This window comes from Luteolibacter yonseiensis (assembly GCF_016595465.1).
GTDB classification, from domain to species: Bacteria; Verrucomicrobiota; Verrucomicrobiia; order Verrucomicrobiales; family Akkermansiaceae; genus Luteolibacter; species Luteolibacter yonseiensis.
Genome location: NZ_JAENIK010000011.1, coordinates 317,238 through 339,287 on the forward strand (window position 1 = coordinate 317,238; position 22,050 = coordinate 339,287).

The following is a 22,050-nucleotide window of genomic DNA, read 5'->3' on the forward strand; positions in this document are numbered from 1 at the left end:
TGGAAATGAATCAGTTGCCGCGGCGTTGGGGGCGCTGGTTCTGTTGGACGGGCTGGGCTTGGGCGGCGGGTTGGGGCACGGGCGGTGGAACGACGCGCGGACGGGGCTGGCGTGGAATCGGTTGGCCGGGCTGGGGCGGGGGCTGTGGCTGAGCGCCGGGCTGGGGTGGCACCTGGGCCTGTGGCGGCGCCTTGGGCGCGGCGATGGTGAGCAATTTCTCGTCGAAGGAAACGGTGCCTTTCTGCGACCCGGACATCATTTCCACCACGGTGCCCAGAGGGTTGCCCTGTTTGTGGTTGACCTTGACGATCTTGAATCCCTTGACGGTGGCTCCGGAATCCACGGTGATGCGTTCATCCGGGGTTTTCTTATTGATCAGGGTGACGCGGGTCTCGCCTTTTTCCCCGATGGAGGACACTCCGAGAAGGGCGTAGTCGTCGAGCGGGTTGTTGACCGGACCGGCTTCAGGTGGCGGGGGTTTCGACGTGAACGGTGAGTTCAACCAAAGCCCCTGGTAGCGGCTCAGCGGTGCTTTTTTCGGCACATCCGCATGGGTCATGCCGATGAGGGCCAGCAGGAGTGAAAAACAGGCGGGAAGGCCCGTGCTGCGTGAGGTTTTCATGGTCAGGGTGCGGGAGGGGTGAACCATTGTTCGATGGTGGCGGTGCAGTCGATCTTGGTGTCGTCCTGCTGGTTCGGTGAGAGCCGGATCTGGGTGGCGATGCGGAGGAGAAATGGGTCGTTCAACTTGTCAAACCACTGGTAAAGCGACTGTTCGGTGCCGGTGACGACGAACTGGCACTTGGCGCGGTGGTAGTTCCGTCCCTCGGTGACGTCCGAAGGCAGGAGCTTCTGTGCCTTGACGTTGAGTCCGAAAGACTTTGCCCCGCTGTCGGCGAACTGCTGGAGCTTGGCCTGGATGTCCTGGTTTGCGATGGTCTCGGGTTCGTTGGTGGAAAGCCAGTCCATTTCAGCGGACACTTTCTCGCTGTTTTCCTGGAACATGATGGCCTGGTCGAGCTGTTGCTCGGCCTGGGCCCGGGCGCGATCCACTTCGCCACGTTTGCTGACGGCGAAGTTGAAGCCGAGGAAGTTGAGCATGACGAACGCCGCAAGACCGAAGATAATGAGGGTTTTTTTTTCGCGATCTGACATGGAAGAGAGGAAAGTGATGGAAGAAAAAGGCCTGCAGGCGGAATAATGCCGTGGCGGAGGAATATTGTCGGTGAAAAGGAACAATCAGTTCTGGGCGCCCGGAAGCTGGCCCGTGTAAACGAACTCCCAGCCGCGGGTGGACTGGTTCGGCTCCGGGTTCTGCCACTCGAAACGGCTGAGATCCTGGTTTTTTGTCAGGTTCAGGTTGAAGGTGGTCACCGACTGCAACTGCTGTGCTTCGCCGATGAGTTTGATCTCGGAAGCGCTGATGTCCGCCGTTCTCAGGCGCAGGCCGCTGTTCGGCGGAATGCAGGAAGCGATGTTCTTGAGAATTTCGACGGGTGAGTTGCCCAGCTCGATGGCATCGGCCAACTCGTCCCATTTCGCCATGTGGAGCGCGTAGGCCTCGCCTTCGGGAGCGGCTTCTTGGGCTTGTTTGATCAAGGCCTGGGTTTCGGAATTGTTTTTCCAGAGGCCGTAGCCGAACCAGCCGATGATGCCGACGTAGATGAGCGCGACGGCGGCGACTCCCAGCATGATGTTCTGCTTGCGGCGGGCCTCGCGGCGGGCGGCACGGACATCGGCGGGAAGGAGCTTGCTGAGCGGATCCGGCAGAACGGGGGCGGGACGGGGCGTGACTTCCGGCGTCGGTTGGAACGCCTTCGCGAGTGCCGAGGTGTCGGTGATTTCCAACGAGGTCCAGACGACGACACGAGTGGGCTCGATCTCCATCCCCTGCAGGCCGAGCTGCATCAGGGCCAGGCGGATTTCGCGCGCCAGATCCTCATCAGGGCTGGCGGCGGTCACGGAGGTGGCCTGGCAATAGACGAGATTCCCCTGATGAAAGAGGGCGAACACCCAGCGGCCGAGTTCTTTCCAGACGGCCAAGGTGTCACCCGTGACCGGGAAGGCGCGGGCGGAGATGTCGAAGCTCTTCGGTCCGCGCGGAGGCATGTCGCCTTCTCCGGGAACCCGGAGGTAGACGGAGACAAGAGCGGTGTTTTCCGGCTCCCGGGCGATGATGAAGTGATCGGTGAGCTGGCCGGCCATGGGGTCGGGCCGCAGGCCGATGCGCTCGGCGTGGAGGGCCGCGAGGTCGGCGAAAAGCGCGTCATCGTCGCTGGAGACCCGCATGGGAACGGCGGTGATCGCTTTTACGGGAAAAAGCAGGAGCAGGTCGCCAGCGGGAATGTCGGTGAGGTCACCGGCTTTGTCGATGGTCGTGGCCGAATGAAGGGTGAGCGCGGCGGTGGAGGGGCCGGACCAGATTTCCCAACCGGATTCGCCGGGGACAAGGAGTACGTTTTCGGTTGTTTTACTCACGGGATGATTTCTTCTTTGCGTTCAAGGAGGATGGGCCGGCCGGTGCGGCCGGTAACGACGACGGTGATTTTTCGCTTGGTCCCCTCCGCCATGCCGATGCTTTCGATGCGTTGGGTTTGATCGTCGGCGGAAAAGCGCCGGGAAATGACGGGGTCGTCCGAGTTCACGCCAAGAAGTCCGAGGGCGTCCGACAACTCAAGCATGACATCATCCGTGGTGTCGCGGATTCCATCCGGACCACGGACTTTCTCAGGCACCGCGTCCGCTTGTTCGACGGAGATATCCGCCGCCGCGGCGAGCAGTTCGGCGGACGCTTCATTCACACTCAGACCGCCACCGCTCAATACGGTGAACCATTCGCGCCAGTCCGGCCTCACGGCCTCCACCAGCTCCATGCCACGGACCAAGGCCATCTCGTTGACGTCGTAGAACGCGCGGTTGAAGGGCTGGTTGATGCGGCCCTGTTTCTCATAGTAGTCTTTCTCGGCACCCTTGAGTTCCTCGTTGTCGTCGGGATCGTACCAGTCCTTGAAGGCATCGGCGATCTCCTGTGCGGTATCTAGCTCGAGGCCCCATTTGATGAAAATGTCTCGAAGCAGGTCTTTGTCATCACTGGCGAGGATCCAGTTGATGTTGAAGCGGCCGGCTTCGGAAGTGATGGTCACGTCGAAGCCTTCGCCTGTCGACTCATCCATGCGATGGAGAAGGGGGTCGGAGCGTTTGACGAGATTGTGCGAGCCGATGGCAATGCCCATTTCCGCGACCTGGCGCGCCCGGGAACCATGGATTTTCGCCGAGGATACATCCATGTCGAACGAGATGACACGCAGCGTGGCCATGCATGCCATGGACAGGATCGCGATAAGCCAGATCACTGCCATGAGAGCCGCACCGCGACGGTGCCGGAGTGGTAGGGAGCGGTTCATCGTGCGGGAGGGGGGGCGTTTCCGCCACCGCCCAGGGAGCGCAGGCGGGGTTCCAGGTTGGCCTTGGGTGGAATCCAGAAGATCTGGCGGATTTCCTCGCCCTTGGCCCCGATGGCCATGGTGAGCTCCGCCTGGAGGGGGAGGCGTCCTTGCTGGTCCCAATCGTACTGCCACTCCATCGAGCGGCCGTCGAGCACGCGCCACTCGAAGTAACGGACGTCGGTGAGCAGGACGAGTTCCGCGAAGGGCTCCTTGCTTTTCGCCGTGCTGCCGAAGGATGACTCGGCACCTTCGAGGATTTCGTTTTCGTAATACCTCAGAACGATGTCGATGTAGCCGTTCCGCCGCTTCACGGTGCTGAGCTGGACCGCTTTGGCGATCCGGGCCTGTCCGCCCCAGGTGAAACTCAGCGGCACGTTCTGGAAGGTGAGATCGGAAAGGTAATGGGAGCCGGAATCCGAAACCTCCAGGTTGAAGCGGGTGTTCCCCGGCAGGGAGGAGAAGCGCTGGCTGAGGAGTTCGAAAAACGCCTGATGAAGCATTTCCTCATTCTGCGTCTCGACGATGGTGTTTCCCAAGGCAAGCGAGGTCCGGGCGGTGCCGAACACCATGCCGACGAGGATGACCATGAGCCCCATTGCGAGCACCAGCTCAAGCAGGGTGAAGCCGTTTTTCCGGGATCTGACGGGTGGAAGCTTCATGGGGATTGATACATGCGCCCGTTCCGCCAGGTCTCGACGGTGCGGTCGTGCCACTCGCCGTTGTCGTACCAACGGGCCTGGATGGTGATGACGAAGATCTCGTTCAATGGCTGGCCCTCCTCGTTCATGAGGTCTTCAAGCAGCTTGATGGTGGTGTCCAACTCGATGCCGGTCTCGCCGACGGTGGAGTTCGTCACCCCTTCTTCGAGGGTGGGAAGCGAGAGGGTTTCGTCCAGCGCGCTGTCCAGAATACGGGTGATGCGGAGTTCGCTCTGGGCGAGGCTGGCGGCAGCCGCCATTTGACGGAGAGCGACGGCGAATCCCGTGGCGGCGATGCCGAATACCGCCAGCGCGAGAACCATCTCAAGGAGAAGGAACCCGCGTCTGGCTGGCTGGAGGACATTCGTCATCGTGCTTCGAGCTGGGTGTCGTTGATGGCGCCGGTGAGCGGGTGGAAGGTGATTTCCTGCCAGCTCTTGCCGTAGTTCAATCGGACGGAAATGGGTTCGCAGAGTCCGTCCGGATCGAACCGCCAGACATGGAAGGTGTTTTTGAGGGTGGTGTGCCAATCTTCGGAATTCCAGCGGCGGACGAGCACGGCCATGCCCTCTTCCAAGGGGAATTCACGGTTTTCAGTGGTGCCTGCGGATTCCGGATTCACCTCGGCCAGGCGGTTTCTTGAAATTTTCGTCTCATCGAGCCCCGCTTGGGCGAATGGCATGAGCCGGACGATGCCTTCACGGAATTCAAGGGCGTAGGGCGTCTGGTGGAGGATGGCCATGGTGCGGGCTTGCTTGGCCATCATTTCGATTTCGCCGGAAGTCTTCCGCAACGTGCGCTCATCGGACGAGTAGAGCATGAGGCCGACAGCGCCCGCCAGCATGACGGCTGCGATCGACAACACCAATACCAGCTCGATGAGCGTGAAGCCGGAACTCCGGTCAGTCGTCCTGGCTGCTGAGATCATCTGCGGTACCTTCCTGGCCGTCTTCGCCTTTGCTGAACATTTCAAAGTCGTTCGCGCGCTTCTTGCCCGGGAAGCGGTAACCGTATTCCTGGCCCCATGGGTCCGGGTTGAGCTTGGTCATGACCTGCGACCAGCGGCGGGGGACGGGAGTGGAGGATGGCTTTTCCACCAAGGCCTTGAGACCCTGCTGGGTGGTGGGGTAGGAGCCGGCGTTGAGCTTGTACATCGCCAGAGCGCTCTCGAAGCTCTTGAAGTCCGAGTCCACCTGCTTGAGTTTCGCGGCATCGCCGATCTTGTTCATCGAGAAAATCGCGCCGCCGAGAATCATGGCGATGATGCCGAGCACGATGACCATTTCCAAGAGGGTGAAGCCGGAATTGCGGCGCGGGCGGTAAGATGGGTGGTTGGTTTTCATTGAGAGGGTTGATTTTTACGTCTGGCGGGAGCCTTTCAGGGATGAAAACGCCGCGCTATAGAAAAGTTGTCGGAAATTTCTTGGAAAGATCTCAAGTCGTCACGGGGAATTCCTTGCCAGCGGCCCGGGATTTTCCCAAGCCTTGTGCGTCACCAGATCATGAACAAAGTTTTAATCATCGGAGCCGGCGGGGTCGGCAGTGTCGTCGCCCACAAATGTGCCATGGTTCCCGAGGTTTTCGGGGAAATCACCCTCGCCTCGCGCACTCTTTCAAAGTGTGACGCGATCGCCGCTGAGGTGCTCGCCCGGACGGGCCGCACCATCGCAACGGCCAAGGTGGACGCGGACAACGCGGAGGAAACGGCGGCCCTCATCCGCCAGACCGGTGCGAAACTGCTCATCAACGTCGCTCTTCCTTATCAGGATCTCAATCTGATGGACGCCTGCCTTCTGGCAGGTTGTGACTACATGGATACGGCGAACTACGAGCCTCTGGATGTGGCGAAGTTCGAATATTCGTGGCAGTGGGCTTATCAGGAAAAATTCAAAAATGCCGGTCTCACCGCGTTGCTGGGCTCGGGATTCGATCCCGGGGTCACCAACGTCTACACCGCCTGGGCGCTGAAGCATCATTTTGACGAGATCCACACGCTCGACATCATCGATGTGAACGGTGGCAACCACGGCAAGGCGTTTGCGACGAACTTCAATCCGGAGATCAACATCCGCGAGGTCACGGCCGAGTGCCGTCATTGGGAAAACGGGGAATTTGTCGAAACCGCCCCCATGTCCCGCCATCAGGAATTCGTCTGCCCCGATGGTGTCGGCACCTACGAAATCTACCGGATGTATCACGAGGAACTCGAATCCCTGGTGAAGCACATTCCCACGATCAAACGCGCCCAGTTCTGGATGTCATTCTCGCCTAATTACTTGAAACATCTTGAGGTGCTCCAGAACGTCGGCATGACCCGGATCGATCCCGTGGTCTACAACGGCGTTGAAATCGTGCCGCTCCAGTTCCTGAAGGCGGTCCTGCCGAACCCGGGCGATCTTGGTCAGACGACCAAGGGCAAAACCTGCATCGGCAACATCATCACCGGAGTGAAGGATGGAAAGGCCAAGGCCATTTACATTTACAATATTTGCGACCACGAGGAATGTTTCGCGGAAGTCGGGTCGCAAGCCATCTCATACACCACCGGTGTTCCCGCCATGATCGGTGCGAAGCAAATTCTGGAGCAACTTTGGAAAACTCCCGGGGTTTGGAATATCGAGCAGCTCGATCCCGATCTGTTCATGGCTGATTTGAACGTCCACGGCCTGCCGTGGCAGGTGGTTGAACTCACCGCAGAGCAAGCCGCCGTGTTAAAAGTGATTTAAATTTTAAGTATTTACACAGTATTTCAAAAAAATTACGAAGGGCGGTTTAATTTCCGCTTGTCAGTCCCAACCTCCCACACCATCTTCACCACATGATTCGGATCAAAACCCTCTCTTTGCCGCTCATTTCCGCGTTGGTCGCATCGACCATCACGACTGCCACCGCGCAGGTTGAGTTGCAGCTTAACAGTGAAAAGACCTATCGGCAGAGCAAGAAAGGTATTTATTTCAAAGGCGGAACGTTCAAAGTTCGATTGGACGATGGCCACGTTTCGACCATCGGATTCTGCGATGATCCGAACTACTATCCCCCAGGCCGTTACATTAACGCATGCTCGCCTGGGACTTCGGGTTTCCTGAGCATGGGAAACCTGGACAATGCGGATGTGCAGCGCCCTTATCTCGTCATCACCGAGTTGCAGGACGCGATCGCGATCGCTCCGCTTTATGAGGACAAGATCAAATTGCTCGCCGCTCCGGCTTCAGGCCTGCCGCGTCCTTCCGGCGGATTCGGTGATGACAGCTCGGCGGTTTATTACAACCTCCACACAACCAATGTGCGGGAGTACGGAATCACCGGCTATTTCCTGAATCGCAAGTACACCAAAAACCAGCGCGACAAGTTCGAGAGAGAAATCGTGCCGGGAGCCTATCGCTATTCGTTCCCTCGTTTGAACAACCCGGACATGCCGGCGCCCATCACGGCCGTGATCTATCCGATGCTTGAAGGCAAGGCGAAAAAGAACAACCGTGTTTCCGGATTTGAATTCACCAAGGTGAACAAAAACAAGTGGACGGATGGATATGTCGAACTGAGCTACCTGAAGCCGAACTCTTACAATTGGGCGGGTCTGACACCGAATGTCGTCTTCGCCAACGTCGACAGGTTGTATTTCTCCCTCCGCGCCCTGCGCAATCCCGCGAAGCCGGACAGTTCGGACGTTTTCCGTGATACTTCCATTTTCCCGGCGTTTACGAATTCCGCCGGTGACAATCCACGGGTGTTGCTCTCCAATCCTTATGTGAAGTCCTTCATCACTCCGCCAATCATTCCGTCCGGAACCAGGGCGATTGCCGAGTTGGAATTGCAGCGCGGATTCCAGACCGGCGGAGTCACCTACGACTTGTCGAACCGGAAGTTCCAAATTCCTGTGGCGGTGTTTGACCGGTACACTGAATTCGTGTCGCTGTATCTGTCCAAGGCTTCCAAGAAGAACAAGGGCATCCTTGAGGATCCCGATAAGGACGGTTACAACAACCTGACCGAGTGGATCCTTGAAAGCGAGCCCAGCTCCGCCGCCAGCATTCCCGCAGCCCCGCAGCCCGCGCCTTATCAAGCCGTGGACATCATCGGCGGACCTACTCCGTTTGGTTCTTATTATGGATTCAACGTGGATATCAAGGAAGGAACTGTTCCAAAAGTCACCACCACTCTCCAACGCAGCAAGGACCAGGGCAAGACTTGGGAAAACTTTGTTGATGGCTATTACTATGCCAACGGAAGTTATACCGACCTGAACGATCCGCCGGAAGAAACCCTGACCTTCCCGTACCTGCCCGTCCCAGGTGTTGATTGGCAGGTCCAGACGGTTCGGACAAACATTCGCGGAATCTCACGCGTGCAGGTCCAAGTTAGAAGTATGACCCATATCGATGTGAACATCGATAATTATCTCGACGAAGATAACTGGTATTATCAGCCACCCGGTGCCACCGGACACATCTATCGTGTCAAGGTGACCCTGCCGAATAAGAAATAAGACACGACTCCCCGATTTGTCTCAAGGCATCCGGAGAATATCGCTAAAACCACGGCAATATTAGCGGACGCGGTAGCTAAGAGTTGATGAGTTCTGAAATGATCGATAGCGCGGACAGGCTCGCCAGTCATCTGGCTGCGAGCCGGAACGGTGCGACGCACCCTGTTTGCGCTATCGATACGGAGGCGGACAGCCTTCATCGTTATCGTGAATCGCTGTGTCTGATCCAGTTTGCGGACCGCGATCACTGTGTATTGATCGATCCTCTGGCGATCGATGATCTTTCATCGCTGGGCACCTACCTTTCGGACGCCATCGTCTGGATGCATGGTGCCGATTACGACATGACCATGTTCAAGCGGCAGTTCGGCGCTTTGCCGGCTGTCGTATATGACACCCAGATCGGAGCACGCTTGCTGGGAGTGCGGCGGTTTGGTCTGGGGGATCTGGTAAACCATTATTTCGGCGTCGAGCTTTCCAAATCCTCGCAGAAGGCGGACTGGGGAAAACGTCCCTTGTCGCCCAAGATGATCGAGTATGCGCTCAATGATGTGCATTATCTGCTCGAGATGGGTGACATCATCGTTGCCGGGTTGAAAGAGAAGGGGCGTTACGAATGGTTTGAAGAAAGTTGCCTCGCCGCCCGTCAGCGCGTTCTGGATCGGGATGATTCAAAAGAAGAAAATTGGCGTGTCCAAGGCTCTGGCAAACTGGAGCCTTACGGGCTGGCTTGTCTCAGGGCGCTCTGGCACTGGCGGGATGGTGAGGCGAAGGCATGGGACAGGCCGTCGTTCATGGTGGCTCCGAACCGGGTGTTGCTGGAATGGAGCATCGAAATGGATGCCAAACGTAAAATTTCCCTGCCGTCCCACTTCCGTCCTGATCGCGTCAAGCGCTTCCACTCGGCGATTTCCGCGGTGCAGGCATTGCCGGAATCGGAATGGCCGGAACGTCCTTCAACCAAGCGCCGCAAACGGGATCGTGACTTCGAGCGCAAGGTGGATTCTTTCATCCAGGCCCGTGAGCAGACGGCGGCCAAGCTTGATATTGAAGGATCTCTAATCGCGCCGCGTGCCATCTTGGAAGCCATCGCTGCGGGTGAGGTTGATCCGGCCGACGTGCTTCTCAAGTGGCAGCGGGCATGTCTGAACCTGGAAGGGTGAAAGGACGCCTCGGGCTGGTTTGACATTATGATCCGCGGTGATTCTGGTCCGATCATGCGAAGCTCTTTCGAAAGACGCGTGGTTAAAGCCGATTTCGCCAAGTTCTGACCTCTTTGGAGGGGTCATGGATATCAGGTGGTGCGCGCCGCCGGAGTTCGATCCTCCGCCATTTCAAGTTCCGGCAAGGGAGATGGAAGCTCCCCCATGGAAGAAGAACACCCTTCCATCGCCCTACCGGCGCGAATATCCCTGTGAAACAGTTCCGGTGGTTGGCGCCAACGGTTCATATCAGCCTGGCCCTCCGGGACGGAAGATGGACGAAACCGGCCTCGATTACGTGCCGTTCGAGGGCTTCCTCGTTGTATGTCACATTTTCGTGTCCGCCGGCCGGTGTCGTTCCGACCTGGCTGACGGCGGAAGGAGCGCGTTGATCCGGAGCGCTGCGTGCGTGGATATTCCGCCTATCGGTGTGATGGGAACGTGATCCGCATGCAGCCGATCTGGCACATCCAAAAGCAACGGCGCCTTGTTGTCAGAAAGTTCTCCGGGATGTCGGTGCTTGAAATGGGGATGGAAATCAGACCATGAGCCATGCGCAGACCATGAGCCATGCGGCCGGCGGATACGGACGTTCCAAGAGACGCTTGTTTCCCTGCGGGTTTCTTTTGTCCCGGGAACCGAATGGGCCGGGCCACATGGATAAGACAGGGTTTGCGATAGCCCGTGATGTCATAGAGGGGAGAAAGGGATCCGACAAAGCTCCATTGGTTGGAATCCCTGGGTTGCGGCGGTTGTGATATTCCCTGAGGTTTCCGTGGTATGGCCATGATTCCATGTTTCTTTACGAGATATGGTGTCTCGGAAATTTTCCATTAAATCGGCGGTGAGGGAACCCGGCGGATTCCCAAACGAAGAGCATGCGAGGACATTGACAGTTTCACCATCTCAGCATGGTAGGGCAGGGCTCGTAAAATGACCGTATAACAATTATTAACTATCTTAAAATGAGTTACTTGCTTGTGAGGTGGTGCGGTGGAAAAAAGATGAGTTTTTTTACAAACTTACTTGTCTCCAAAGAGTTAATTTCAGACCCTCCCCCAGCCCTATGTCAGAGTCTGAAAACGAGTCGAGAAAAGCGGAAACCCAGGTCGGTGCGCAGCAGGAATACAATGCTGGCCAGATCGATAAACTCGAAGGTTTGGAAGCCGTTCGGAAACGACCTGGCATGTACATCGGCGACCCCGATGAACGTGGCCTCCATCACTGTGTCTTCGAGGTTTTGGACAATTCCATCGACGAGCATCTGGCGGGCTATTGTGACCGGATCAAGATAGCGATCCATGTGGACGGCTCGGTTTCCATTGCTGACAATGGTCGTGGTATTCCGGTGGACATGCACCCCAAGTTCGGAATTCCCGCTGTGGAGCTGGTGCTCACCAACCTTCACGCCGGTGGTAAATTCGGACAAGGTGCCTACAAGTATTCCGGCGGTCTCCACGGTGTCGGCGCGAAGTGCGTCAACGCGCTTTCCGACTGGTTCAAGGCGGAGATCATGCGGAACGGGAAAGTCCACATGATCGGCTTCGAGCGCGGGAAAACCACCCAGCCGCTCAGCGTGATCGGCGAGGTGGATCCGTCCAGGACCGGTACGATGATCAGCTTTTTCCCTGATGCGACCATCTTTGTGGACACCATCGAATTCAAGTTCGACCGTCTGGCCACCCGCCTGCGCGAGCTTGCTTTCCTCAACCCCGGTCTCACCATCGATCTTGAGGACGAGCGTCCGGAATCCGCGAAAAAGACTTCGTTCTTCTACGCAAAGGGCATTGAGGAATTCGTGGTCCAGCTCGGCGAAAATAAAACCGTCATCCACGAAGAGCCGGTCATTCTTCACGGAAGACGTGCCATCGAACTCGACTATGATGGCAAGAAGACCACCGACGACGTGTTCGCGGACGTGGTTTTCCAATACAACGATTCCTACAACGACCAGATCCTCTGCTTCGCGAATTCCATACCGAACGGCGATGGCGGCACCCACCTGACCGGCTTCCGCACCGCGCTCACCCGTGGCATCAACCAATACGCGAAGGCGAACAAGATCCTGAAAGACAAGGATCCCGCGCTTTCCGGCGATGATGTCCGGGAAGGCCTGGTCTGCGTCATCTCCATCAAGATGCCGAACCCGCGCTTCAGCTCGCAGACGAAGGACAAGCTCGTCAACTCGGAGATCGAGGGGGTGGTTTCCTCCATCGTTTACGAGGGCATCATGCAGTATTTCGAGGAAAATCCCGCGCTCGCCCGCAAGGTGATCGAGAAGTCGGTGAATGCCGCCCGCGCCCGCGAGGCCGCCCGGAAAGCCCGTGAAACCGTCCGTAAATCCGCCCTCTCCGGCGGTGGGCTTCCCGGAAAGCTGGCCGACTGTTCGGAGCGCGATCCGTCGAAGTCAGAGCTTTATATTGTCGAAGGTGACTCCGCCGGTGGTTCCGCCAAACAAGGGCGCGACCGGCGGACCCAGGCCATCCTTCCGTTGCGAGGCAAGCTCATCAACGTCGAAAAGGCCCGGCTCCACCGCGCTCTCCAGAACAAGGAAATCCAGTCGATGATCACCGCCATCGGTGCGGGAATCGGTGATGGCGAGCAGGAAGGCTCGTTCAATATCGACAAGGTCCGCTACCACAAGATCGTCATCATGACCGATGCCGACGTGGACGGTTCGCACATCCGCACGCTTCTTCTGACCTTCTTCTGTCGTCATATGACAGAGCTCGTGAAGCGTGGATACCTCTACATCGCCCAGCCGCCGCTCTACCTTGTCAGCCGGAAAAAGCGTCACGAATACGTCCAGGACAACGAATCGCTCAACCGCATCCTCTTCGACCTCGGTGCGGGCGAGGTCACCCTCCGCAGCTACGATGGTTCCCGTAGTTTCTCGGCCGAGGAGCTGCGCGACGTGCTGGACACCCTCTCGTCGCTCTTCCGTTACTCCGATTCCATCGAAGGCAACGGCGGCAATTTCAAAAACTACCTGGCCGCCCGGGTCGACGGCCACCTGCCGGAATTCATGCTCCGCATCCGGACAGGCAACGACGAGCAGATCACCTATTTCCCCGACGAGGCATCCCTCCGGTCCTTCGCCGCCGGGAACCGCGTGCTCCGCATCTTTGATGAGATCCTGACAGATGAGGAGATCGCGGCGAACACGGGTCCGTCGCGCCGCGTGGTGCTTCACGAACTGCACGAGTCCAAGGCGATCCAGCGGATATTCTCCCGGCTCACCGAGCGGGGATTCAATACGGATGTGCTGTTCTCCGAAGATAATCCGCTTTACGAACTTGTTGAGGGTGAGGGAGAAAAGCAGTTCATCACGCCGATCTTCGGTGTGCCGGAAATCCTCGCCCGCATCCTCGAAATCGGTCGCCGCGGCGTGCAGATCAAACGCTTCAAGGGACTGGGGGAAATGAACGCCAAGGAGCTTTTCGAAACGACCATGGATCCCGCCAAACGCCAGTTCATGCGTGTCCGCCTCGACGAGGACAACGCGGTGGAAGCGGACAAGATGTTCGATGTCCTCATGGGTGACATCGTCGAGCCGCGCAAGCGATTCATCGAAGACAACGCGCTGAACGTCCGGAACCTCGACGTCTGATCCTTCAATCCAATTTCTGATCCTTTCACCTGATGTCTGAAGAACACATTAAACCGATCAACGTCGCCGAGGAGCTTTCGAAGTCCTTCTTGGATTACTCGATGTCGGTCATCATCTCCCGCGCCCTGCCCGACGTGCGGGACGGCCTGAAGCCATCCCAGCGGCGCATCCTCTATGCGATGCGCGAGCTGAACCTGGCACCCGGCAAGCAGCACATCAAGTGTGCGAAAATCTGCGGTGACACCTCCGGTAACTACCACCCTCACGGTGAATCCGTCATTTACCCGACGCTCGTCAACATGGGCCAGAAATGGTCCATGCGGGACACGCTCATCGACGGACAGGGAAACTTCGGCTCCGTTGAAGGCGACCCACCGGCCGCGATGCGTTATACGGAAGCCCGTCTGACCCATCTCGGCATGGCCATGATGGACGACCTGGACAAGGACACCGTTGATTTCGTGCCGAACTATGACGAACGCCTCACCGAGCCGACCGTCCTTCCCGCCGCGTTTCCAAACTTCCTCGTCAACGGCGGCACCGGCATCGCGGTCGGCATGGCGACGAACCTCGCTTCCCACAACCTGGGCGAGGTCGTCGACGCCATCTGCGCGCAGATCGACAATCCCGACATCACGCTTCCCGAACTGATGGAGCACGTGAAGGGGCCGGATTTCGCCGTGCCCACCGAAATCCGCGGCATCCGCGGCATCGAGGAATACTTCCGCACCGGTCGCGGTTCCATGCGCATGCGCGGGAAAATGGAGATCCAGGAAAATGAAGCGGGCCGTTCCTTCATCATTATCCGGGAAGTGCCGTATGGTGTGAACCGCGCGACTCTCCAGGAGCGTATCGCCGAACTGGTGAACGAAAAAACACTCACCGGCATCTCGGGAATGCGCGACCTATCCGACGAGGAGACCCGCATCGAGATCGAGCTGAAACGCGACGCCCGCCCGCAGGTCGTCATGGCCCAGCTTTTCAAGCTCACGCAGATGGAGACCTCCTTCAGCGTGAACATGCTGGCGATCCACAAGAACCGCCCGAAACAACTTTCCCTCAAGGAGGGGATCGACGCCTACATCGAGCACCGCCGCGAGGTGGTCGTCCGCCGCACGCGCTATCTGTTGGGAAAAGCGGAGGAACGCGCGGAACTTCTGGAGGCCTTCCTTCTGGCGCTGGGCCATCTGGACGATTTCATCAAGATCATCCGTTCGTCGAAAAACCGCGATGAGGCCCGCGAACGGCTCGCCGCCTATACCTTCCCCGTCGCCACGGCGGAGGGACTCGGCATCCTCATCCGTTCGCAGGCATCCATCTCCGGCGATACCTACACCTTCAGCGAGCGGCAGGTGAACGCCATCCTCGAGCTCCGGCTCTATCAGCTCACCGGCATGGAGCGGGACAAGGTGAAGGGCGAATACGACGAGGTCATCGAGAACATCAAGGACCTCATGGACATCCTCGCCCGTGAGATCCGGGTATTGACCATCATCAAGGACGAGCTCCGCGTCATCAAGGACAAGTACGCCACTCCCCGTAGATGCACCATCGTCGCCGAAGCCGGCGAGGTCGCCATGGAAGACCTCATCGCGAACGACGCGATGATCGTCACCCTTTCCCATCGTGGTTACATCAAGCGCACCCCTTCCAGCGAATACCGTCTCCAGGGACGCGGAGGAAAGGGCCTCAAGGGCATGGAAACCCGCCAGACGAAAAAGGATGAGGCGGACGATTTCATCGAGCATCTTTTCAGTGTCCAGGCGCACGACTATCTTCTGTTCTTCACCAACACCGGAAGAATGTATGTGGAGCGCGTCTATCAGCTTCCGGAGGGTTCCCGCACGGCGATGGGACGCAGCATCCAGAACGTGCTCAATCTCAAGCCGGAAGAGAAAATTGCCGCGCTTCTCCGTCTCGAACGTGTCACGGATGAAAACGGAAACGACATCACCTTCCGCGAGGAGGCCGGTTTCGTGTTCTTCGCCACCCGCTCCGGCAAGGTGAAGAAAACCGCGCTCAACGATTTCCGGAACTACCGCCAGGCCGGCATCAACGCCATCAATCTGGAGGAAGGAAACGAGCTCATCGGCGTGCGTCTCACCTCCGGTTCGGATGAGATCATCCTCGTCACCCATGAAGGACTCAGCCTGCGCTTCCACGAAGAAGACGCCCGTCCTCTGGGCCGTGGCACCGCCGGTGTGATGGGCATCCGCCCGAGCGAGAGCGACTTCGTCATCGGTCTCGCTCTGGTCACCGAAGGTTCCACCCTGTTGGTCGCTTCGGAAAACGGCCTCGGCAAGCGCACCTCGTTCGAAGAATACCGCAAGCAGTCACGCGGTGGCAAAGGCATCATCACCATGAAGGTCACGGACAAGACCGGCCCTGTCGTCGGTGCCGTCACCGTGACGGAGGAAGACGAGCTCATGCTCATGACCTCCACCGGCCAGAGCATCCGCATCCGCGTCAGCGAAATCCGCGAAACCGGACGGAATGCCCAAGGGGTGAAGCTTCTCACCCTCAAGGATAAGGAAAACCTTCAGGATATCTCCATCGTGATACCGGATGGCGATGATTCGACGAGTGACGATTCTGCCGGAGATGGCACCGAAGACGATACGGAATCGAACACCGGCGACTCGGGCGAAGAAACCGCGGAATGAGATCTCAAACGATGCCGAAGTCTCGATACTTGAAGGGCTTCGGCATCGTCGTTTTTCTCATAGGGATCGGTTTTATCATATGGAGCGACGGCGAGGCCGTTGGGGGGAAATCGGCGGTTGCCCGGAATGGAACGATGCCACGTTCTCAACACGACTCGCCTCGTCAAAAGGAGGATGTTGACTTCACACCTCGCGCAACCAGAGACGTGAACGCGGAGTCCAGAGTACGGTCGCTTCTCCAGATCGCTCCCGGTGAAGTGGGGAATATCCGTATTCCGTCATCGGGCATTGGACTGCTTCTGTCGGAGGAGGGGGAGAAAAAATGGGAGACGAGTCCACTGATCCCTCTTTCCCGCGAGCAAGCCATCCACGGATTGGAAGAAATCTTACGTAAGGGGAATTCCCTTGGCTCGCGAGTCGACACCGCTGACGGAAAGATCATCTGGAACGCCGACGGAATCGTGGTGAATGGCGAGGTGACCGAAGAGGGAGATGCTTCCCGCACGCTTGAAGTGGCGATAGATGGTCCCGCAACCAAAGGACTGTTTCATGAAGGGGTTATCAAAGTCCAAGGCTATTCCTTCTTTTTGGTTCGTGCTCCGGGGGCGGATGCCGGAGGAGTTTTGTTGGTGTTCGGAGAAGAAGCGAAGCGGGGCAATCAGTGAGATTCGTCCGTCATTTTTCAAATTTCAAACCGCCCATGACCGGAGCGCCGAGTGTTTCCTGTTCGAAATCCCCGCGATCCTGATGATCCGCGATCCTTTGGATCTCACTTCTGACATCTGCGAGCAGCGGTGCGGCAAGCAACTTTTCCAACAGATTCCGATCATAGGGAGTGAGCGGCCGGGGCTTGGATGCGGGTCTCCATTTCATTTGATGGACTCCCACGTGGCGCGTGGTTGCTTCCCGGAGCTTGAGTAAAATGTGCCAGCCTGCCGGGTCCGTATCGCCGAAATGATTGTGCGGCAGTGCCGCGGGCAATTTTTCCAGAAACTCACGGAATGCCGGTGTCGGGAACGAAGATGCGGCGATCAACATGCGTCGATCCACGTTTGCCGCAGCGTATTGCGGAAAGGTGGTCTTGCGGTTTTCGATGCTGAGCAAGTGTTCCGCCGTGGTGGAAATGGTGACGCATCGCTCCAGATCCGTCGCGGAAATGAGCACGCGATGGAGGCCGTCGAAATCGTGTGAGCTGCCATCTTCAAAATGCAGGCAGACAGGACCGTGCAATTCCACGTGGGATGTGCCCGAGATCAAGCCGATGGCTTTCAACGAGATTCGTGTGCCAAACATGCGGGACAAGGCTGACTCGTAGATCCGCTGGTGAAGCTCGAGCGCTTTTGAATCCAGCCCTATTTCGACACTTGCAGCGCGGATCCAGGTTCCCGTCTCCCAGTTCCGGGAACTCAGTTGCCTCGTTATTTCCAACAGGCGTCGCAACGTCTCCGGCCGACTCCAGCGGAAAGGCGGAATGGAGCGTCCTTCTGAGAATGCCATGTGCAGCGTTTCACACAGCCCGGCCCATTCGACCGGGAAACGGCAATGTCTGTGTTGGGAAAATCCAGCAACGACGCGCAGCGATTCCGCCTGCAGATCCTCGCCACGCGTTCCGCAAAACAGTTCCAGCAACCACGCCTCGCTCTCAGCAGGAAGGAGGACGCGCTCGATGATATACCTGCGGTAGCGATGGCGCTTGAGCACGATCCGGCCGGATTTTTCCAGCGACTCCGCCTCGCGCAACGAGGTGGCCCGGCTCTCCGCGCTGTGCGCGCCAATGGAGTCTAACAAGTCTTCCCAGTCGAGTGAGAAGGCGCGGCTCGCTGCCGTCACCCGCTTGCCACGGGCGGCCTGCCAGCAACGGTGGAGTTCGGCGAGCCAAGGGGTTTTCATCTTTGTCCGTTGTTCCACCTTCCGGCGTTCCTGGGGGGAGATGAAAACCGCCTGAAGGTGGGATGATCACGGACGAAGATGCTCATGACAGCGCCTCCACCAGTTTGTCCCGATCCACCTTCACCACCCAGTTCGTGATGTTGGAGATCTGGCCGTTCTTGTCGTCGTAGGTTCTTTCAACACGGCATTGCACGACGGTCTCCGCATGCTGGATCATCGTGGGCAGGCGATCCTCCGGGAATGCCATGATGAGCTGGAGGCCGAAGTTCCTGGCGAGATCCAGACATGCGTCGATGCGGTCGCCGGAGAGTTTTGAGAATGCCTCGTCCATGATGACGATGCCGAGGTTCTTGCGAGACTCGCGGGGGCCGAGATCGTAAACACGTTGGAAGGCTGCGAGCATGGCCACGAAAAAAGGTGCCTGGTTCTCACCGCCGCTTTGCTTCTTCGCATTCCTGTTCAGGGAGATCGCCGCACCCTCGCCCTTGCCGGTGGGCGTGGCCTGGATGTCCCAGTGATGGTAGTAGCGGTAGTCGAGAGCGCGCTGCTGGCGGGGATCCTCCGCGTTTTCGATCGCCGCCATGAGTGCCGCCTTCGCCTTGTCGATTTCCTCACGCGCGCTGGCGGCGAAGAGTTCGAGACCGGGATTCAGTCCTTTCTCCACCAGCGCCCAGATGGCGCTGTGGCTGCGGTCCTGCTTCATGGAGAGCTGGTAGCGCCACCCGCCGATGTCGTGGTCCATCGCGCGGTTCAGTTCGCGTTTGGTGCGCTCCGCTTCATCGAGTTTCTCTTTCAGAACGTCGAGGACCTGGTGTTGCAGGCGGTCCTCCCACTCCTTGCGGGCGTCTTCGGCCTCGGCCATGTACCGCTCCAGTTCATGGGTTTCCAATTCGGTACGACGTGCGTCGTAGCGGGAGTTTTCGTCATCGCCGGGATCGAATGCTTCCCCGGTTTCCGGATGTTTTTCCGCGAGAGCGTTCCGTTCGATGTCGCGCTCCCTTCTGGCCTTGTCGGAGTCATATTCGCGGATGCGCGCCATTTCCGAGGACGCGTCGAGCCTTTGCTGCCACTTGGGGAACTGTGTTCTGGCGGCGGCGATGAGTTCTGAGATCTCGCTGTCCCGCACTCCCTCGAGCGCCTCCCGGCTGGTCTGGCGTTGCGTGAGGGAGGCGGCCTCATCTTCCAGCAGAGCGGCCATCCCATCCTGCAAGACACGTTCCTGTTGGTTGAACTTTTCCATGTTGCCGGCAAGGCGGCCGATGCGCTCGATGACTCCTTGGAAGGTTTTTTCCAGCACCCTGAGTTTCTCCACCGTTGCCTCACGTTCGGGCGTGGCGAGGAGGCGGATGGTTTCCTCCAGTTGCGCGAGTTCCTTGCGCAGGCGCGGCAGGTCGCGGAGCCTGGAGCTGCCTGCGGGTGCATCCGCCTTGTCGAGCGCCCATGTTTCGCCGCGATGCAGGAAAGTGCGCCAATCCTCGCGCAGGCGTTTCTGGTGGGAGAGTGTCTCGGTGATCTCGACAAGCTCGTCCTGCCGCATCGTGCGGAGGCGGCGCAGGCCTTCCTCTCCGATGGTGAATTCCTTGGCCGGTTGGAAATGTTGGCGATGCGGCGGGTCCTTCAGCCATCCGTCTTTGGAAAATCCACGTGCGTGCGAATCAAGCTGGCCGGCTTTCTCCACCGCCATCATGTCGCCGAAATGATGTTGGAGGTAAGCCTTGGCGAGCGTGTGTTCCGTTTCGAAAAACGCTGCGACAGTGCCTGGCTTGTTGTTATCGGATTTCGAGATTTCCTCCGGGTGCACCAATGGCTCGTCCATATGGCCGAGGCGTTTCGCCTGCTCCCATGCGGCTTTGAAATCTTCCGCGAGCACAGCGGAGCGCTTGTTTCCCAAGAGGGATTCCAACAACGGCCACCATGGTTCCGCCTCAGCCTTCACCTCGATGACCCGGCCGAAGGCATCGGCCCGCTGGCCGCGTGATTTCAGGGCATCCAACAAGGGAGATGGGGCGGCGCTGCCCTTGTGATCGAGGTCGTCCAGTTCGCGACGCAGGCGGGACTCGCGGCCTTCGAGAACCTTGATTTCTTCCTCGATGGGACGGAGCCGGTCCCGGGCGTCATTGACCATCGCCTGATAGATGCGGGGCATTTTCGCAGCGGTGTCGAGCGCGAGGCTTTCATCCGCCCCCTGCATCTGCCGGAGCCAATCGCCGGCGGGTTCCGGTTCCTCCAGCCCGAAGTCTTTCGCGAGGCGCAGCCATTGCTTCCAATACTGGGTGCGGTCATGGAGAAACTGGCGTGCGGATTTCTCCGTTTCGCGCAAGGAGTCCAACTCGCGGGCGACGTCGTCACGCCGGCTGCGGTCTTCCGCGAGCCGGGTGATCTGCAGGTCGTTGCCCGCGACAAGGCGGATCTTCGCAAGCTGTGAGTCGAGTTCGTTGCGTTCGGCGAGGGCTTCCTCATGAGCCGTGCGGGACTCGGCGTTCTGATAACGCAGCGTTTCCAAATCGGATTGGCGGCTTGTCAGGTTTTCCAGCTTCTGCTCATGGCCGAGCGCGATGCGCAGGTGTGCGTGCAGACGGGCCTCGCGGCGTGCGGTCACGTATTCGTGATGCCGTTCGCTGATGCGGCAGAGGCGTGCGTGCTGGTCATGCATTTTTTCCAGCCGCTCCTGCGCGCGGCGGTGGGCGTCCACACTGGCACGCACGGCCTTCACGTCCGGCAGGCCGGGTTCAAGGAGATAATCACGGATGAATTTCTCGAATGACTCGACCGGCTGGAAAGCCATCGAGTTCGGCAGGGTCTTGTTCATCTGCACCCGGTCGAATCCCAGGTGGCTGCGCGAACCCATCTCATCAAGATAGGACGCCTGGCGGTCGAAGACCTCGCCGCCGAGATCACGTTTCACGTGGACCCGGAATTCCTCTTCCGACATGAAAGCGACCGCATCCGGATCCAGCTCCGCACTCAGGAAATCCTCACGCTCGAGCCTGTTCGGCACCGTGAACCAGAGCGTGCGGGCCTTGGCGGTAGGGCCTTCGAATTCAATGCGCGCGCCCCACGTCTCGCGGCGGGGTGTGTCCTCATCCTTGGCAAGAGGCCAGACGAATTCCAGGCCTGCGAGGGTCACTCCCGACGGGCGGAGGTAGCGTTCCTGTCCGTCATTGCCCTGGGTGTTCGTGTCGCAGAGACAATAGCCGCGTAGAGAACGTCCGCTTCCGGCACCGGCGGCGGCCTTGTTGAAGCGGCTGAGGGATTCGCCGAGCATGACGAACTGGATGAGATCCAGCAGCACGCTCTTGCCCGAGCCGTTCGCTCCGGTGATGAGCGAGAGGCCGGAGACATCGATGAAACGGCGGTAGCCATACCAATTGATGGCGAGGATGCGGCTGAGGTGGACGCGGGCTGGCATGTCAGGCTTCTTCGGTGGGTTGGTAGAGGGCGGCACGGGCCAGGCAGGATTCCAGGCTGTCGAAGGGGATGACCCGCGGCAGGCTGGGAAGAATCTCGATGAGGGTCTCGCCGAGCTGGAGCGCGCCTTCCGGCTTGTGGGTGCGGATGAGCCGATGCCGCTTGAGACGGGCCAGCAGGGAGTCGAGGTGGGTTTTTTCCGGCGGATCGATTTTATCAAACGTATTGCGGAAACGGGTCCACAATTCGTCGACGGTCAGGATGACCGCGCTGCTGGCTTCGTTCGTGCGGTGGTCGTCCCAGGTTCGCCAGAGAACGAGCAGCAGAAGCGTCTCGTCCTTGGTGAACTGTGCGAGGAGATGGCACGCTTCGGGACGCGGGCGGGCCTGGAGCAATGAAAAATCGTCATCCACGATGAGTTCCAGACCGAGCGGTGCGAGGTAGTCCTTGAGATGGGTCTGGTAGTGATCGCGTGCGAGAAGGAAATGATCGCGGCCCGAACCGCTGCTGCCGAGCAAGGTGCCGCGCCCGATGAGTTCCGCCAGGATTTCACGGATTGCCGGGCGGTCGTCGTCTGGAACTTCAGACCAGAAGCTGGGCCAGTGGGGATCGGACATGGGAAGAATTCAAGAGTGCATGATTGAGTA

At 58.7% G+C, this 22,050-nt stretch carries 17 protein-coding genes; 6 read left to right on the top strand and 11 right to left on the bottom strand.

The features are described from left to right. Window positions 1-10: 10 nt before the first annotated feature. From JIN84_RS11035 to gspG, 8 genes are all read right to left on the bottom strand, one after another. Window positions 11-622, bottom strand: a complete 612-nt coding sequence (locus JIN84_RS11035) for a hypothetical protein (RefSeq protein WP_200351104.1) — start codon at window positions 620-622, stop codon at window positions 11-13. A 2-nt stretch (window positions 623-624) separates the two neighbouring features. Continuing rightward, the gene (locus JIN84_RS11040) at window positions 625-1,155 is read right to left on the bottom strand and encodes a hypothetical protein (protein ID WP_200351105.1); all 531 of its coding nucleotides are present in this window, start codon (window positions 1,153-1,155) and stop codon (window positions 625-627) included. Between the two features lie 84 nt (window positions 1,156-1,239). Next, entirely contained in the window at window positions 1,240-2,478 is a 1,239-nt protein-coding gene (locus JIN84_RS11045) for a hypothetical protein (RefSeq protein ID WP_200351106.1), read from the bottom strand. Beyond that, a complete protein-coding gene (locus tag JIN84_RS11050; protein ID WP_200351107.1) occupies window positions 2,475-3,359 on the bottom strand; it encodes a type II secretion system minor pseudopilin in 885 nt (294 codons plus the stop codon). The genes JIN84_RS11045 and JIN84_RS11050 overlap by 4 nt, the downstream gene beginning before the upstream one ends. A 41-nt stretch (window positions 3,360-3,400) precedes the next feature. Continuing rightward, the gene (locus tag JIN84_RS11055) at window positions 3,401-4,105 is read right to left on the bottom strand and encodes a type II secretion system protein GspJ (protein ID WP_200352011.1); all 705 of its coding nucleotides are present in this window, start codon (window positions 4,103-4,105) and stop codon (window positions 3,401-3,403) included. Beyond that, on the bottom strand, window positions 4,102-4,515 hold the full coding sequence (locus tag JIN84_RS11060; protein WP_200351108.1) for a type II secretion system protein: 414 nt from the start codon (window positions 4,513-4,515) through the stop codon (window positions 4,102-4,104). Before JIN84_RS11060 ends, JIN84_RS11055 begins: the two co-directional genes overlap by 4 nt. Further along, the gene (locus JIN84_RS11065; protein ID WP_200351109.1) at window positions 4,512-5,072 is read right to left on the bottom strand and encodes a prepilin-type N-terminal cleavage/methylation domain-containing protein; all 561 of its coding nucleotides are present in this window, start codon (window positions 5,070-5,072) and stop codon (window positions 4,512-4,514) included. Before JIN84_RS11065 ends, JIN84_RS11060 begins: the two co-directional genes overlap by 4 nt. Beyond that, window positions 5,047-5,487: a type II secretion system major pseudopilin GspG gene (gene gspG, locus JIN84_RS11070; RefSeq protein WP_200351110.1), complete on the bottom strand. Its 441-nt coding sequence runs from the start codon at window positions 5,485-5,487 to the stop codon at window positions 5,047-5,049. Before gspG ends, JIN84_RS11065 begins: the two co-directional genes overlap by 26 nt. Window positions 5,488-5,646: 159 nt before the next feature. Here gspG and JIN84_RS11075 point away from each other — a divergent pair, with 159 nt between their 5' ends. From JIN84_RS11075 to JIN84_RS11100, 6 genes are all read left to right on the top strand, one after another. After that, window positions 5,647-6,870: a saccharopine dehydrogenase family protein gene (locus tag JIN84_RS11075; protein ID WP_200351111.1), complete on the top strand. Its 1,224-nt coding sequence runs from the start codon at window positions 5,647-5,649 to the stop codon at window positions 6,868-6,870. A 92-nt stretch (window positions 6,871-6,962) separates the two neighbouring features. After that, the gene (locus JIN84_RS11080) at window positions 6,963-8,630 is read left to right on the top strand and encodes a hypothetical protein (protein ID WP_200351112.1); all 1,668 of its coding nucleotides are present in this window, start codon (window positions 6,963-6,965) and stop codon (window positions 8,628-8,630) included. Window positions 8,631-8,728: 98 nt separating this feature from the next. Beyond that, window positions 8,729-9,793: a ribonuclease D gene (locus tag JIN84_RS11085; protein WP_200351113.1), complete on the top strand. Its 1,065-nt coding sequence runs from the start codon at window positions 8,729-8,731 to the stop codon at window positions 9,791-9,793. 1,105 nt (window positions 9,794-10,898) lie between these two features. Continuing rightward, window positions 10,899-13,442: a DNA topoisomerase (ATP-hydrolyzing) subunit B gene (gene gyrB / locus JIN84_RS11090; protein WP_200351114.1), complete on the top strand. Its 2,544-nt coding sequence runs from the start codon at window positions 10,899-10,901 to the stop codon at window positions 13,440-13,442. Between the two features lie 32 nt (window positions 13,443-13,474). Further along, window positions 13,475-16,105 carry a DNA gyrase subunit A gene (gene gyrA, locus JIN84_RS11095; RefSeq protein WP_200351115.1) on the top strand — a complete coding sequence of 877 codons (2,631 nt, stop codon included), beginning with the start codon at window positions 13,475-13,477 and terminating at the stop codon, window positions 16,103-16,105. Window positions 16,106-16,116: 11 nt separating this feature from the next. Beyond that, window positions 16,117-16,770, top strand: a complete 654-nt coding sequence (locus tag JIN84_RS11100) for a hypothetical protein (RefSeq protein ID WP_234043431.1) — start codon at window positions 16,117-16,119, stop codon at window positions 16,768-16,770. A gap of 10 nt (window positions 16,771-16,780) precedes the next feature. On the opposite strand, the gene JIN84_RS11105 is transcribed toward JIN84_RS11100, so the two are convergent. The 3 genes from JIN84_RS11105 to JIN84_RS11115 all read right to left on the bottom strand — a co-directional run bounded on the left by JIN84_RS11105 (window position 16,781) and on the right by JIN84_RS11115 (window position 22,020). Then, on the bottom strand, window positions 16,781-17,995 hold the full coding sequence (locus JIN84_RS11105) for a Wadjet anti-phage system protein JetD domain-containing protein (protein WP_200351117.1): 1,215 nt from the start codon (window positions 17,993-17,995) through the stop codon (window positions 16,781-16,783). A gap of 82 nt (window positions 17,996-18,077) precedes the next feature. Continuing rightward, window positions 18,078-21,404: an SbcC/MukB-like Walker B domain-containing protein gene (locus tag JIN84_RS11110; protein ID WP_200351118.1), complete on the bottom strand. Its 3,327-nt coding sequence runs from the start codon at window positions 21,402-21,404 to the stop codon at window positions 18,078-18,080. 1 nt (window position 21,405) lies between these two features. Further along, the gene (locus JIN84_RS11115; RefSeq protein ID WP_200351119.1) at window positions 21,406-22,020 is read right to left on the bottom strand and encodes a DUF4194 domain-containing protein; all 615 of its coding nucleotides are present in this window, start codon (window positions 22,018-22,020) and stop codon (window positions 21,406-21,408) included. Between the last annotated feature and the right edge of the window lie 30 nt (window positions 22,021-22,050).